This window comes from Duganella sp. Root336D2, from assembly GCF_001425005.1.
GTDB lineage: Bacteria > Pseudomonadota > Gammaproteobacteria > Burkholderiales > Burkholderiaceae_D > Rugamonas.
Map to the genome: position 1 here is coordinate 100,921 of NZ_LMDB01000002.1, position 14,974 is coordinate 115,894.

Annotated in this window: 14 protein-coding genes; 10 read left to right on the forward strand and 4 right to left on the reverse strand. The window is 59.6% G+C overall.

Annotated features, from left to right (window positions below; all coding sequences use genetic code 11):
• Positions 1-10 precede the first annotated feature (10 nt).
• The 6 genes from rlmB to ASD07_RS31235 all read left to right on the forward strand — a co-directional run bounded on the left by rlmB (position 11) and on the right by ASD07_RS31235 (position 6,609).
• Positions 11-742, forward strand: coding sequence for a 23S rRNA (guanosine(2251)-2'-O)-methyltransferase RlmB (gene rlmB / locus ASD07_RS03920; protein WP_200953757.1), 732 nt, complete (start codon positions 11-13; stop codon positions 740-742).
• Between the two features lie 134 nt (positions 743-876).
• Positions 877-1,620, forward strand: coding sequence for a serine O-acetyltransferase (gene cysE / locus ASD07_RS03925; RefSeq protein WP_055925618.1), 744 nt, complete (start codon positions 877-879; stop codon positions 1,618-1,620).
• 9 nt (positions 1,621-1,629) lie between these two features.
• The gene (locus tag ASD07_RS03930; protein ID WP_055925622.1) at positions 1,630-2,304 is read left to right on the forward strand and encodes a YceH family protein; all 675 of its coding nucleotides are present in this window, start codon (positions 1,630-1,632) and stop codon (positions 2,302-2,304) included.
• A gap of 102 nt (positions 2,305-2,406) precedes the next feature.
• The gene (locus ASD07_RS03935) at positions 2,407-4,293 is read left to right on the forward strand and encodes a methyl-accepting chemotaxis protein (protein ID WP_055925625.1); all 1,887 of its coding nucleotides are present in this window, start codon (positions 2,407-2,409) and stop codon (positions 4,291-4,293) included.
• Positions 4,294-4,304: 11 nt separating this feature from the next.
• Positions 4,305-5,123 (forward strand): hypothetical protein, encoded by an 819-nt coding sequence (locus ASD07_RS03940; RefSeq protein WP_055925627.1) that lies wholly within the window; start codon positions 4,305-4,307, stop codon positions 5,121-5,123.
• Between the two features lie 556 nt (positions 5,124-5,679).
• On the forward strand, positions 5,680-6,609 hold the full coding sequence (locus ASD07_RS31235) for a hypothetical protein (RefSeq protein ID WP_082507112.1): 930 nt from the start codon (positions 5,680-5,682) through the stop codon (positions 6,607-6,609).
• 384 nt (positions 6,610-6,993) lie between these two features.
• Here the strand turns inward: ASD07_RS31235 and ASD07_RS03955 are convergent, their stop codons facing one another.
• Positions 6,994-9,420, reverse strand: a complete 2,427-nt coding sequence (locus ASD07_RS03955; protein WP_156397856.1) for a sialidase family protein — start codon at positions 9,418-9,420, stop codon at positions 6,994-6,996.
• A gap of 214 nt (positions 9,421-9,634) precedes the next feature.
• On the opposite strand from ASD07_RS03955, the gene ASD07_RS03960 reads away from it, so the two are divergent.
• From ASD07_RS03960 to groL, 4 genes are all read left to right on the forward strand, one after another.
• A complete protein-coding gene (locus ASD07_RS03960) occupies positions 9,635-9,904 on the forward strand; it encodes a hypothetical protein (RefSeq protein ID WP_055925639.1) in 270 nt (89 codons plus the stop codon).
• A gap of 23 nt (positions 9,905-9,927) precedes the next feature.
• The gene (locus ASD07_RS03965; protein ID WP_055925642.1) at positions 9,928-10,557 is read left to right on the forward strand and encodes a hypothetical protein; all 630 of its coding nucleotides are present in this window, start codon (positions 9,928-9,930) and stop codon (positions 10,555-10,557) included.
• Between the two features lie 146 nt (positions 10,558-10,703).
• Positions 10,704-11,018: a co-chaperone GroES gene (locus tag ASD07_RS03970; protein ID WP_055925645.1), complete on the forward strand. Its 315-nt coding sequence runs from the start codon at positions 10,704-10,706 to the stop codon at positions 11,016-11,018.
• Between the two features lie 28 nt (positions 11,019-11,046).
• Positions 11,047-12,651, forward strand: coding sequence for a chaperonin GroEL (gene groL / locus ASD07_RS03975; RefSeq protein ID WP_055925649.1), 1,605 nt, complete (start codon positions 11,047-11,049; stop codon positions 12,649-12,651).
• A gap of 62 nt (positions 12,652-12,713) precedes the next feature.
• Here the strand turns inward: groL and ASD07_RS03980 are convergent, their stop codons facing one another.
• From ASD07_RS03980 to ASD07_RS03990, 3 genes are read right to left on the reverse strand one after another with little or no spacing between them, the layout of a single operon-like run.
• The gene (locus tag ASD07_RS03980; RefSeq protein WP_055925652.1) at positions 12,714-13,679 is read right to left on the reverse strand and encodes a hypothetical protein; all 966 of its coding nucleotides are present in this window, start codon (positions 13,677-13,679) and stop codon (positions 12,714-12,716) included.
• Positions 13,676-14,533, reverse strand: a complete 858-nt coding sequence (locus tag ASD07_RS03985; protein ID WP_055925655.1) for an ABC transporter ATP-binding protein — start codon at positions 14,531-14,533, stop codon at positions 13,676-13,678. Before ASD07_RS03985 ends, ASD07_RS03980 begins: the two co-directional genes overlap by 4 nt.
• The gene (locus ASD07_RS03990) at positions 14,530-14,898 is read right to left on the reverse strand and encodes a GntR family transcriptional regulator (RefSeq protein ID WP_055925658.1); all 369 of its coding nucleotides are present in this window, start codon (positions 14,896-14,898) and stop codon (positions 14,530-14,532) included. Before ASD07_RS03990 ends, ASD07_RS03985 begins: the two co-directional genes overlap by 4 nt.
• Positions 14,899-14,974 lie beyond the last annotated feature (76 nt).

Below are 14,974 nucleotides of genomic sequence, written 5' to 3' on the forward strand. Positions count from 1 at the left end.
CAAGAACAAAATGATTTTCGGCTTCCACGCCGTTACCTCGCGCCTGCGCCACGAAGCCTCCAGCGTTGAAGAGATCTTCTTCGACCAGGCCCGCGACGACCGCCGCATGAAAGACCTGATCGCCAATGCCAAGGCTGCCGGCGTGCGTGTGATGCCGGTGGAATCCGAGCGCCTCGACAAGATCGTCGGCACCCGCCGCCACCAGGGCGTGATCGCCTTCGCATCGCAGCTGTCGCTGGCGCGTAACCTGGACGAGCTGCTGGACATGGTGGAAGGCCCGCCACTGCTGCTGGTATTGGACGGCATTACCGACCCGCACAACCTGGGCGCCTGCCTGCGCGTGGCCGATGGCGCTGGTGCGCATGCGGTGATCGCGCCGAAAGACCGTTCCGTAGGCCTGAACGCCACCGCTGCCAAGGTGGCTTCCGGCGCGGCCGAATCGGTACCGTTCATCACCGTGACCAACCTGGCGCGCACCCTGCGCGAACTGAAAGAACGCGATATCTGGCTGATCGGCACCTCCGATGACGGCGACAAGACCCTGTACGAAGGCGATTACAGCGGCCCGACCGCAATCGTCATGGGTTCGGAAGGCGAGGGCATGCGCCGCCTGACTCGCGAGACCTGCGATGTGCTGGTGTCGATCCCGATGTTTGGTTCGGTGGAATCGCTGAACGTTTCGGTCGCATCCGGCGTGTGCCTGTACGAAGCGCGCCGCCAGCGTATTGCACGCGAAGCCTGAACCGTTAAACCAGTGTCAGACCCGCGGGGTCTGACACTTGCCCGCAGCCGCCGCGTATCGGTTTAGGCTTCCAGCAAGCCCCAGGCAGATGCGCTATGATATTTGCCTGAACAACATCCCCCCAAAGCACCACCATGTTTGACCACCTCCGTGACGACATCCGCAGCATCATCGAGCGCGATCCCGCAGCTCGCAATGGCTGGGAGGTGCTGACCTGTTACCCCGGGCTGCAAGCGATCGTCATGCACCGCTGGGCGCACTGGTGCTGGACCCACGGCCTGAAATGGCTGGGCCGCTTCATTTCCTACCTGGCCCGCATCATCACCGGCATCGAGATCCACCCGGGCGCCAGCATCGGCCGCCGCGTCTTCATCGACCACGGCTTTGGCGTCGTCATCGGCGAAACCGCGGAAATCGGCGACGACTGCACCATCTACCAGGGCGTCACCCTCGGCGGCACGTCGTTGCACGCCGGCGCCAAGCGCCACCCAACGCTGGAACGCGGCGTGATCATCGGCGCCGGCGCCAAAGTGCTGGGCGGCTTTACGGTCGGCGAATACGCCAAGGTCGGCTCCAACGCCGTGGTATTGAAGCCGGTACCTGCCGGCGGCACTGCGGTTGGCAACCCAGCCCACCTGGTACAAAAAGAACACGCAACACCATCGCCATCCTCGCGCTTCTTCTCCGCCTATGGCGTAACCGCCAACGGCGACGACCCGCTGTCGAAGGCGTTGCATAGCCTGATCACCCACGCAGTGGCACAGGAAGCACAGATCGAGCGCCTGTCGGCAGCCATGAAGGCGGCGGGTTTATCCTGTCCGGACATCAAAGCCTGCGATAAGCTCGATCAGGCAGAACTCAACAAACTGGTCGAATAAGGAAAAACCATGGACGACATTCTGGACCCGTTTGAAATCCGCGTGCTCGCGGTACTGGCCGAAAAAGAAGGCCTGACGCCGGATAACTATCCGCTGTCGCTGAACGCGCTCACAAACGGCTGCAACCAGCTCTCCAGCCGCGAGCAGGTAATGCAGATCAGCGAAGAAACCGTGGCCGACGTACTGGCCCGCCTGGCCGAGCGCAAGCTGGTCGGCACCGTCAGCCAATCCGGCGCACGCGTGGTCAAGTACGAACACCGCATGCGCATGAAGTGGACGCTGGAGCAGGACAAGCTGGCAATCCTGACCATCCTGATGCTGCGCGGCCCGCAAACGGCCGGTGAGATCCGCACCCGCACCGGCCGCATGCACGAATTCAAGTCGGTCGCCGATGTCGAAACAGGCCTGCAATTCCTGATCGATAAGTATCCGCCTATCGTTTCCAAGCTGCCTTTGGCGCCAGGCTCGCGTGAACCGCGCTATGGCCACCTGCTTGGCGGCGAAGATGCGCTGGCACGCGAGGCCACTGCCGTCGCCTACGGCGGCAGCGCAAGCGCAGCAGGCGAGGGCGGCGGCAGCCGTGCCGACCGGGTGACCCAACTGGAGCAGGAAGTCGCTTCCCTGCGCGAAGAAGTCGCCGCACTGGCTGCACAGGTCGCCGAACTGAGGGCTGTAATCGAGTAGTAGTAGCTGTTGTGAGAATCCGCCATATTCGTTTGGATTGATTGTGGCGGCTCCCGTGCATTGTTATGCTTGAAGCTGAACAAATCAGCCACGGGAGATCGAATGGAATTGCTGCACCGCTTGTCCATCCGGCACAAGCTTCTTCTCAGCATGGGCCTGACCCTTCTGCTGTTCATCGCTATTTCCTCCACCCTCAGCATCATGAAGACCAGCCAGGCGGCGCGCGAGCGCGTGCTGCGGCAGGAACTTCCGGGCCAGATATCGGCCATCCGCAATGATGTGCTGCGCCAGATCGCCACCCCGCTGGCGGTCTCGCAAACCCTGGCCAACAACACCTTCCTGCACGCATGGGAAGAAGCAGGCGTGCCGGAAGAAGGTGTCGCCGCATGGACGACCGAGGCGAAGAACCTGAAGTCCAAAAACAATGCGGCTACCGTGTTCTGGGTCTCGCGCGCGACCGGCAAGTACTTCACCGACAAGGGCTACGACCGCACGCTGAACGAGAAGGCTGCCAGTGACCAATGGTTCTACGGTTTCCTGAGCGGCAGTTCGGCCTATCAGCTCGACATCGACAAAGACGTCAGCGCCGATACGTATATGTTGTTCATCAACACCCGCGTGCAGACCGCAGGCGGCAAGCAGGCCGTGGCTGGCCTTGGCCTGTCCGTCAACGCGCTGGCGGAGGCAGTACGCAACTACAAACTGGGCCAGTCCGGCTACGTCTTCCTGGTGCGCGCCAACGGCACGGTGCTGATCCACCGCGACCCGAAAATGGTCGACGGCAAGCACCAGTTGGCGGAGATGCACGGCATGACGCCAGCGCTGGCCAAACGCCTGCTGGGCGGCGAAGCCTTCGTGGCCGACAGTTTCAAAGGCGCCGAAGGCGAAACCCTGGTGGCATCGTCCTTTATCCCCGAGTTGAATGCCTACCTGGTGGCGCAAGTGCCGGAAGCCGAAGTATTGGCTGGTATCGCAAGGGGCGCCGCCATGACATCACTGATCGCAGCCATCATCGGCGGCGGCATCGGGCTGCTGGCGATCTTTGCCATCGCCCGCGCAATCGCATCGCCGGTGGCGAAGGCGGCCGAACTGCTGGAAGACATTGCCAGCGGCGGCGGTGACCTGACCCGCCGCATGCCGGTCCAGTCGAAGGACGAACTGGGCGCCCTGGCAGCGGCCTTCAACAAGTTCGTCGAATCGCTTAACGGCACCATCCTGCGCGTGCGCGACAGCAGCCGCGCCATTGGCGCCGCAACGGGCGATATCGCCAGCGGCAATATGGACTTGTCGGCCCGCACCGAAGGACAAGCCTCGAACCTGGAAGAAACCGCGGCGGCGATGGAAGAACTGACGTCGACGGTGCATAACAACACCGCTAACGCAGAACAGGCCAACAAGCTGGTTGCCGGTACCGCTGAATCAGCCAAGCGTGGCGGCGCCGTGGTGGGGCAGGTGGTCGAGAAGATGGCATCGATCACTGCCAGCTCGAACAAGATCTCCGACATCATCGGTGTCATCGACGGCATCGCGTTCCAGACTAATATCCTGGCGCTGAACGCCGCTGTTGAGGCAGCACGCGCGGGCGAACAGGGACGCGGCTTTGCCGTCGTCGCCAGCGAGGTGCGCAACCTGGCCCAGCGCAGCGCCGCTGCGGCCAAAGAGATCAAGGAGCTGATCACCGAATCAGTGCAGCAGGTGGCCGATGGCGGCAAGCTCGCCGATTCGGCCGGCGCCGCGATGCAGGACATCGTCAAGTCCGTGCAGAACGTAGCTGGCCTGATGCAGGAAATCGCCAGCGCGAGCCAGGAGCAAAGCCTGGGCATTGACCAAGTCAACCAGGCCGTCACCCAGATGGATAACACCACGCAGCAAAATGCCGCGCTGGTAGAGGAAGCCGCCGCCGCCGCGCAATCGCTCAGCGAACAGGCCGCACGATTGGAAGAAGTGGTAGGGTTGTTCAAGCTCGACGCCACCCCTAAATTACGCTAACAGGAGGACGCATGACCCGATTCGCACCGCTGGCGCGCACCGCCGCCGTTGTCTCCCTGGCGCTCGGCGCCGCACAGCCAGCCCTGGCGCTGGACTGGATGGACAACTCCATCGGCTACCGCTTCGGCACCAAGTTCGCCGAACCGTACAACGGCCAGGACATCCGAAAGAGCGTGATCAACCTGACCCACGCCAGCGGCTACCAGTACGGCAGCAATTACATGAACCTGGACATCCTGAAGTCCGACCGCAAGGACGACAGGGCGACCGAGACCTACCTGCTTTACCGCCACACGCTCGATATCGGCAAGCTTTCCGGCAAGGAGTTCAAAGGCGCCGGCATGCGTGGCCTGGGCTTCACCGCGGGCTTCGACTGGAACCACAAGAACGACAATGGCTACGCCTCGCGCAAGCAAATGCTGGTGATGGGCCCGACGCTGATGGTCGACGTGCCTGGCTTCCTGAATATCAGCCTGCTGGCGTTATGGGAAAGCAATGAGCCGATCGGCGTGTCCAAGCGCTACCACTACGACACGCACGCCATGCTGAACGCCGCCTGGGGTATCCCGCTGGGCAGCGGCTGGTCGTTCGAAGGGTATATGAACTACATCGGCGAGAAGGGCCGCAATGAGTTCGGCGGACCCACCGCGCCGGAGACCAATATCGACATGCAGGTGATGTATGACTTCAGCGCAGCTGCGGGACTGAAGCCGGGCAAGCTGAAGGCTGGCTTTGAATATCAGTACTGGCGCAACAAGTTTGGTAACCCATCAAACGTGCCAGGTAGCCTCGCGCAAACTCCGATGATTCGCGCGGAATATCACTTCTAATGCCGTTGGCTTTCAACACATCGATTGCTTTTTTTTGCTTGAACGCACGTTAATCCGTACATGCGCCACGCACGCCACCTTCTCACTGTTTTGCTTGCCATTGCGGTTATGGGTTGTGTCCACCATCAATGATGACGGGGCGTGCAAATTAATTCAACGATCGGCATCTACTCGAAAAGTCTTTGTCTCATCGTCCCAAATCCACCATTTCAATATGAACATGGAGTTCAAGTCCCTACTTCAGCACATTGGTACTCCTGGCACCAAGTGATTCCACCCCGTGCGTGATTATTTCGGACTTTTCTAGCTCTTACATTAAGGAGGGGAATTACCCTTCCAGATCGCAGCCGCAATAACCGCCACGTGTGTCACATCGCAAAATCGAGCATTTTTTTCGGCGCATGGCTGCGTCATTCTTCATGTTACCTTTGCGGTGATACGTTGTGACACTTAGCGCTGCGCACGCCCCTCGAGTAAGCTGAACCTGGGCCTCTTTTATCGCATTCGCAATGCCGGGGCAGCGAAGTTGAGGAAGTCAATCGAGAGGGAGCTCATCATGTCGGAACTGGCTAAGCTGAAGAATAAGCTGGACGGGCTCGAATTGCGTGAGATACCGGCCTTCGTGAACAAATACGATCCCACTTTCTTATTGAACCTGAAAGGCGAGCCTGACCCTGTGTACTTGACCAACTGTTCAGGGACTGCCGATTTCCTCATCAAGTTATATCTGTCGAACGATTATTTCACTGGAAATGCTGAAAAAATCTATCAGGCACCTGCGGACGGCCAACAGCTTAATGTCGTGCCAAGCATGTCTCATGACAGCGAAAATTTGAGGGCGGAGGAAAACTTGAGCGTTAATCAAGCTAAGCAAATTAAATTTTCATCGAACTGCCGTTCCGAGATACTGAAATTGTCGGCTTGCGGGGAAAGTGGCCATTGGATCACCGTAGTAAAAAACGACGATAAAATCGGAGTATTGCACGGCTGGCACGGAAAATTTTCGTTGTTTCCTAAGCTAAATGGGCTCAGCGAACGTCACAGTTTCGTCTTTGAAGGTAGTGATGCGGCGAACGAGTTGCATCGGTTTATTACGACCGGGCACTTTATGAGGACGAGCTCATTGGAATGCCTGATGCCGAAAGGAAATATAAATAACATTTCCAATAAAACTGTGGGGGCCCTATACCCGGGGGCTCCGTGCTCATCCGAATCAGCTTCCTCATCGTCATCGTCATCCTCATCGTCATCCTCATCGTCATCCTCATCGTCATCCTCGTCGTCATCCTCACCGTCCTCGTCTCCCGCTTCAGTATCCTCTTCCAGTTCCTCATTCACTGCGGCGGTGGCAACTGCCACCGCGTCAATGCGGCCGGCACTCAATGTTGCGCTGAACTTGTCGATTGAATTTCCGAAAGGTACGGTCCAAATGCCGACCCGCTGGACAATATTCGCACGCTACAGCAAGGGCGTTTCTGAACCTTGAGATTGTGCAGATCGCTCGAGGACATTTACGCGCTGTTTGGAGAGGTATAGAAAATGGCGACGATTCAGATTCGGAACCAATGTGCTGCGGGTCAATGAATTTAAATTCGTCGCTGAACTGAGTGAATCCCCGCGACTCGGCTCGCAGTAACGCGAGGAGGGCAGTTGCGCTCCTCGAGACAAATAGCCGAGCACTAGTGCGCTGAAACGCTGGAGGCCAAAGCTTTGGTGCGTAAACGGCCCGCATGGCTGTTTCGCCCGCTCGCCGTTCTACTCGAGCATCATCACATCCATCAGCGTACGAACCCAGCTTGGTGCAGACTCCAATAGTTCGCGCCCGAATACTATTTCTGATCGACCTACTTTGACCGCGCTAGATGACGCGCTATTGGAGATCACCGACGATCACGCCGCCGCGTGCCGCGCCAACATAGACACGGCCAAACACGCGCATATCGCCGGTGACGTAATTGACGCCGCCCCACTGGTGCTTGTCGTCATTGATCCTGGTCCAGGTGGCGCCCGCATCGAGCGACTGGTAAACGCCGAATACATCGTTGATCTTGGCCGAAACATAGACGGCTGGGTAGGTCTTGCCGACGCCAGCCATGCCGAAGCCTACACCGTATGCCGACTGTACATTGGCGATTTTCACCGGCGCCGCACCGGCGCCGTTGATGTGCCACAGGCCGTTTGGTGTCGCCAGCCACAGGTCGCGGCGTACCGAACCGGGGACGGACGCCAACTGGTGTTGCGACGACCAGGCAGGCAAGACATCGAGTCCGGAGTGGATCGGCGCGAAGCTTTGGCCGTTGTTCGCGCTTTCCAGGATCTTCCCGGCCGAGAAGTCGTAGGTATAAAAGTAACCGTTCGCGACTTTGTCAGCGACGGGATTGAAGAACCTGCCGGAGTGCACAGCGCCCGTTACCGGATAGCCTGTCGACGCAGCCCAGCTGGCGCCACCATTGGTTGAGTAGAGGGCAGGCATCCCGCCCGGTACCCAAAGCAGGGCTGTGCCGGCTGCGGATACCGCGACGCGGCCTGCATCGAAACCAGTAATGGCGGCTGCCTGGCGCCAGGTGATGCCATTGTCGGAGGAGAGCATCAGCGCATTGGTGGCCGTGGTGCGCGCCACCACATTGGTGTTGAGCTCCGCCACATCGACGCTGTAATGGGTGCTATCCGGATTGCTGTAATAGCCGCTGATACTATTAAAGTTGGTGTCGTAACGCGCCCCGGCCACGTCGCCCAGCGCGGTAAACAAGTGCGCGCCTGTGCTGGGTGAAACCAGCGGCGCATCAAAAACGGTTTCTTCGATGCCGTTGACATTGAAGAGCCATGCCACCGTTGCGCTGCCAAGGGTGTTGCTCTCCCATAGGCCGTAACCGGTGTTGTACATGATGTTATTGGAGTTGAACGGGTCAATGTCGATGTCGCTGATCCAGTGGCCCATCTTTCCCGCGAGCGAGCCGCCGGAATACGCGCCCACCCAGGGATTGGCCGGTGCTGCGTGCGTGCTGATGGCGTTCAGCCCAGTCCAGGTTGCGCCGCCGTCGGTCGATTTGTACAGGTCGTCGCCGGTCGACCAGCGGTCGATAGTCGATACGACGATAGTGTTCGGATTGTGGGCGTCGACTGCCAGGCCGCTATAGCCGAACGGCAAGCTTCCGCTCGGTGCGACCGGCGTAATATTGTTCCAGGTAGTAGTTGCCGTTACCAACTTGTAGACTGCGCCAGCCGTGATGTTATTGGGCCCCAGGCTATTGGCATAGGTCATTACCAGGCGTCCGGTGCCGTCCAGCGCCCCTTGCACTGGCATCAGGCCGGCCGGACCGCCTGGCACTGGCGCCCAGGTAGTGCCGCCGTCGGTTGAACGGTACAGCGTTTCGCCGCTTGTCGCTGCGATGCCGACGTATAGCGTTCTGGTGGCCGTGCCCGCGCTGCTGCTTGACTTGTCAAACATGACAAACGTGGCGCCGGCGGAAGTTGGAAAGCCCGGTACCTGCGACCAGCTGACGCCGCCATCCGTCGATTTGTACAGGCCATTCTCATTAGTGCCCAGGAAGAGGATCGAGCCCTTGTTCGGGTCTACCTGCAGGCGTTCGCCTGTGCCCCGGCCGTCCGAGTTGCCGCCCAAGCGGATTGGCAATTCGGTGCGCGACCAGGTAGCACCACGATCCCTGGAACGCAGGATGGCGGCGTTGCGGCCCCATGAAGGAAGGTACATGCCGGCAGCCACATAAAGTTTCTGCGAGTCGTTCGGGTCGATCGCCAGCGACGCTGCGCCCTCCAATTGGTTATCGTCGCGGTTCAAGTCGTCATTGAGCGGTACCCATGTCGAGCTGCCGGGATTGCGGCGGTAGACGCCGCCGACGTCGGTCCGGATATACACCAGTCCTTGTACCGAAGGGTGATAAGTGATGCCGGTGATATAGCCGCCAGCGCCGAACAGTGCCGTCGACCATGAATAAGTCTTTGGCGCGCCTGGATTAGCCGTACTTCCTGCGGGGGGTGTGCCGTTTGCGCCGGGAGTTGGTGCGCCGCTACCGGTGGAAGGGGGCGTGCCCGTTTCTGCGGCCGGCGGGGGCGCCGTGTTGCCGGATGGTGGCGTCGCAACGGCCCCATCGGTTGGCTGTGTCGCGTTGCCGACGGAAGGCAGCGCCGGGCTTCCGCCAGCAGGGTCGGGCACAATTTGCTTGGATGGTGTTGGCGTTTTATCGGCCAAGCCGCTTGCTGATCCGCGCCAGCATGCTGTCAGTGCGAGGGGCAGCACGATGGCGCTCAGGAACGCTAGATTTGATGCCTTATTCATTATTCCATTGCATTTCAATGTTAAATTGCGCGACATCTTAGGCGAAATGTTGCTTTATGGAAATTATGAAAATTACCAAAGAGCTTTATGATTTTCACGAACAGCCCTGGGGCGCGGGCCCAGCAGCTGCGAGGGCGCAACGTTTTCGCGGTCTTGAAATTCTGTGACTTGGACCAGAAATAATTTGCCTTGTTAGTGTTCTTAAGGAGAGACCATGGAACATAAAGAGGCTTTGTTAGACTGCCTGGCGGAGTTGCGGACTGCGCATGACAAGGCCAGCCAGGCAATGGCGGAAATTACCACCACGGGGGCGTGCGCACTAAAGGGCTACGGCAACTTGCCGTCGCTCAACCAGTTGCGCAGTTACGGGCAAGCGCTGACGCAGGCGCTTCGGCAACTTGAGCGATGCCAGGAGCTGATGCAGGCCGCGGCCGCCGCGGGAATGCGTCCGGAGCGCGCAACCGAGCATGCCTACGTTCATTGAGCTGTCGGCAGAAGGACTTTGCCATGCATATTTTCGATACTGTAACTGCGCAAATTTCCGCTATGGGCTTACCGCTGTTTGCCGTCAGCGCCACGCGCGCCAGCTGGCCCGATACACCCCTGCTGCTGTTTCTCCACTGGCATGGCTTTCGCCGAGCCACACCCCTGCAACTGCAGGGAGTGTCCTTTCCGACGCGCGCGGTAGCGAGTTCCGCCCTGCAGTTCAATGGCCCCTGGACCAGTGGCGTAGCCGCTGAGGAAGCATTGCTGGATGTGGCCTGGCGACTGGGGGCCTGGCAACTGGAGCGCTTGGAACAGCGACCCTGCAACATGGCGGGGGCCGCCGCCAGCGAGGCCTTCGCTTGCCGTCAGGCATTCGGCGACAACGCTGCCGGCTATCAGGACCAGCCAGTGCTGGGAGGTGACCCGGATACGCGTACCGAGCAGATGGAGCTTGCGGCACGCAAAGGTTACCGCCGATGGCTTTTCCAGCCCGTCAAGGGCGGTTTATGGGAGGGCATCGGTCCAGCTGATGACAGCCTGGCTCCGGACGGTGGGCGTCTTTCGGATTGCCCGGTAAAGCCAGCTCCGACCACGTCAGGCCAGCGGGTGGTGTACCAGCTGGGCCGCCACGATCGCTTTTTCCTGCCATGAAACATTTTGTTACACACTCGGCGGCGGCGGATATCTTGAAAATGCGAACGCGAAAACATATTTCCGACCTCGCTGAAGCTTGGTGCCAGCTTTGTCTGGGCCAATTCAGCTGTTAAATGATCTGACACCATTTGGAGATTGAAGAAATGAAAATTCGTCCCCTCTATGACCGGGTTATTGTTAAGCGAATTGAAAAGCAGCGCCAAACCGCATCCGGCATCGTGATCCCTGATTCCGCCACCGAGAAGCCAGAGCAAGGCGAGGTGCTGGCAGTCGGCCATGGCCGTGCGCTGCCCGACGGCGGTACGCGTCCACTGGCGGTGAGCGCCGGGGATGCGATTTTGTTCGGCAAATACGCCGGGCAGACCGTCAAGCTCGACGGCGAAGAGTTGCTGGTCATGCGCGAGGAAGACATTCTTGGCGTGATCGAACATGCCGGCAGCAACGCCAAAGCCGCCTGAATCCAGAACGTGTTAGGGAGATAAGACCATGACTGCTAAAGACGTCCAATTCAATGAAGATGCCCGCGCCCGTATCGTCAAGGGCGTGAATGTGCTGGCCAACGCCGTGAAGGTCACGCTGGGGCCGAAAGGGCGCAACGTGCTGATCGATCGAAGCTTCGGCGCACCGACCATCACCAAGGACGGTGTTTCGGTAGCGAAGGAGATCGAACTCAAGGACCGCCTGGAAAACATGGGTGCGCAGGTTGTCAAGCAAGTGGCCTCGAAGACCGCTGATGTGGCGGGTGACGGCACCACCACGGCCACTGTACTTGCCCAGGCCATCGTCCAGGAAGGCATGAAGTATGTGGCCGCCGGCATGAATCCCATGGACTTGAAGCGCGGTATCGACCAGGCAGTGGCGGCTGCCATTACGGAACTGAAAGCCGTTTCGCGGCCCATCGCCACCAGTAAGGAAATTGCCCAGGTGGGCGCCATTTCGGCGAATTCCGATAGTGCCATCGGCGACATCATTGCGCAGGCGATGGAGAAAGTAGGCAAAGAGGGCGTGATTACCGTCGAGGATGGAAAGTCGCTGGAAAATGAGCTGGATGTGGTGGAAGGCATGCAGTTCGACCGTGGCTACCTGAGTCCTTACTTCATCAACGATCCCGAAAAACAAGTCGCGCGCCTGGATGATCCTTTGGTGCTGTTATACGACAAGAAAATCAGTAATATCCGCGAACTGCTACCTGTCCTGGAGCAATCGGCCAAGGCAGGCAAGCCGCTCTTCATTGTGGCCGAAGATGTGGAAGGCGAAGCGCTGGCGACGCTGGTGGTGAATTCGGTGCGTGGCATCCTGAAGGTGGCCGCCGTCAAGGCGCCAGGATTTGGCGACCGCCGCAAAGCCATGCTGGAAGACATTGCCGTGCTGACCGGCGCCACAGTCGTTACGGAAGAGACCGGCCTGACGCTGGAAAAAGTCACCCTGGAGCAACTGGGCAGCGCCAAGCGTATCGAGGTGCAGAAAGAGGCCACGACCATCATTGATGGCGCCGGCGAGCAACAGCGCATCGCGGCACGTGTAGCGACTATCCAGGCCCAGATTGCGCAGGCGACCAGCGACTACGACAAGGAAAAGCTGCTGGAACGCGTCGCCAAGCTGGCCGGCGGCGTTGCTGTCATCAGGGTTGGCGCAGCCACTGAAGTGGAAATGAAGGAGAAGCGCGACCGCGTGGACGATGCGCTGCACGCCACTCGCGCTGCCGTTGAAGAAGGCATCGTGCCCGGTGGCGGCGTGGCGCTGTTGCGTGCGCGTGCGGCCATAGCCCAACTGAAGGGGGGGAATCCCGACCAGCATGCAGGCATGCAGATCGTACTGAGAGCATTGGAGGCGCCTCTGCGTGCGATCGTTGCCAATGCCGGCGAAGAGCCTTCGGTAGTGGTGGCCAAGGTGGCCGAGGGCAAGGGCAACTTCGGTTACAATGCCGCCACCGGCGAGTATGTCGACATGGTGGAAAACGGCGTGATCGACCCAACCAAAGTGACCCGTACCGCACTGCAGAATGCGGCCTCCATCGCCAGCCTGCTGCTGACCACCGAGGCGACTGTTTCAGATGCTGCGCCTGAGGAGAAGGAGACGCTGCCTGCTTGATGGCGCGGCAGCGCGAATAATGACGGGCGGCCGTGACTGTGGGGCGGCCGCCCTTTACTGAATCAGTTCTCTTCCCGCCAGCGGCGCATCCAGATCGCAACTGCAATCATCGCCACGCCTGCCGCAACACCAATCCACAGCGTCGGGCTGGCCAGCGAACCATAGGTCTGGCCGAAGAACTGGCCAATCTGCTGCGCCGGATTGTTTTCCATGCCTGGCGAGTGCTCCATGGCTTGGCGCGCACCTTTGTCAAAGATGAACCACGCGCCCGGCAGCACACTGCCCAGCAAGCGCAGTACCACCTGCTGGAAGAACCACTCAATATTGATTCCCAGCTTGAACGCAAAGTTGGCCCAGGCCAGCAGAGCGCCGGTCATCAGCGGAGTACCGACTGCCCACAGGAACACCTTGCCGCGCGCCCAGCTCGATACCATCAGCAGCCAGCCCACGGTCGGCAGTGCCCACAGCAGGTAGACCGGAATCAGCGACAGCATGCGGAACGGGGCGAGCCACAGGTTGGTGGAAGAGAACAGGTCGCCGAACACGTTCAGGCCGTGGAAGCTGAAGGCGAGAGACGTCATCAGGACGATGGCGAGCGATGCCACGAAGCCGATCACTGCCACGATCAGCGGCGCCGCTACCGTTGCCACAGCTACTTTGGACAGCACGGTTGTTACATCCGACACCGGCAGCGATTTCCAGAACAGGATGCTGCGGTCGCGGCGGTCGTCGTACAGGGCGCCCAGGCAATAGAAGAAGATCACGAAGGCCATCAGGATATACAGCGGCGTGGCCATCATCGGGAAGGCTGCGCCGACGGCGTTGGCCATTTCATGCCGCTGCACCGTAGTCATTTCATGGAAGCGTGCCAGGCTGTCGCCGTTAAAGCGCATTTCCATATTGTTGCCGATGATGAGCATCACGGCGGTGAAGGCCACCATCAGGCCGGCGACAATGGCAGGGGCCCAGACCAGCATGCCCTTGTTCTCCCAGTACTCGCGCTGCATCAGCCATTTCATCGTTTTCATTGATATTCTCCTTGCATGCTGGCCACGAACAGGTCGGCCACGCTAGGGGTACGGGTTTCGCCAAACGTTTCAAGCTGCTTGCGCGAGACGCCGTCGAACAGCATCACTGCCTTGCCGAACACCGTGCGCTGGTGCAGCGGCTGCAGGGCGCTGGCGGCGGTCATGTACTCCGGCTGTACCATCACTTCGGTGTAGCGGTCGCCGATTTCGTCCATCGAGGCGGCGAGGGTGACCTTGCCATCGCGGATGAACATCAGGTCGGTCAGGATGTTTTCGACTTCCTCGATCTGGTGCGTGGTGATCAGGATGGTCTTGTTTTCGTCGAAGTAGTCTTCCAGCAGCTGGTGGTAGAACTGCTTGCGGTACAGGATGTCCAGGCCCAGGGTCGGTTCGTCCAGCACCAGCAGCTTGGCGTCGATTGCCATTACCAATGCCAGGTGAAGCTGCACGATCATGCCCTTGGACATGGCCTTGACCTTCATGTTCGGCGACAGCTTGGTGTTGGCGATGTACTTCTCGGCGCGTTCGCGGTTGAAGCGCGGGTGGATGCCTTCGCAGAAGCTGATGGCGTCTTTCACTTTCAGCCAGCGCGGCAGGATGGCGACGTCGGCGATGAAGCAGACGTCCTTCATCAGCTCATCGCGCTGCTGGCGCGGGTCCAGGCCCAGCACATTCAGCTCGCCTTCAAAGCGGGACAGGCCGAGGATGGCTTTCAGGGTGGTGGTTTTGCCGGAGCCGTTTGGGCCGATCAGGCCGACAATGCGGCCGGCATTGATCTGGAAACTGGCATCGTCCAGCGCCTTGATGGCGCCGAAGCTTTTGCTCAGGTGTTTAGCGGTGATGATCGCTGTCATGCCGGGGCTCCTTGTGGCGGCACAGTTGTGGCGCGCAGCAGTTGTTCAATGTCCAGGCCCAGGCGGCGGATGCGTTCGACCATTGCGGGCCATTCTTCGCGGATGAAACGGTCGCGTTCAGTGGACAGCAGTTTATCAACAGCGCCTTCGGTTACGTACATTCCTAATCCCCTTCTTTTTTCCACCAAGGTTTCGTCGACCAGCTCCTGATAGGCGCGGGACACGGTTATCGGGTTCAATTGATAATCGGCTGCGACCTGGCGCACCGAGGGTAGGGCATCGCCGGGTTTGAGCAAGCCATCCAGCATCATGCCGACGACCCGCTCCTTCAACTGCAGGTAGATCGGGCGGTTTTCATTCCACATACATCATTTCCTCCAGTATTGGTGAGTTATTGAACTGGTGTTGTAGTGAACTATAACACTGAAACTGTGCCCGGCA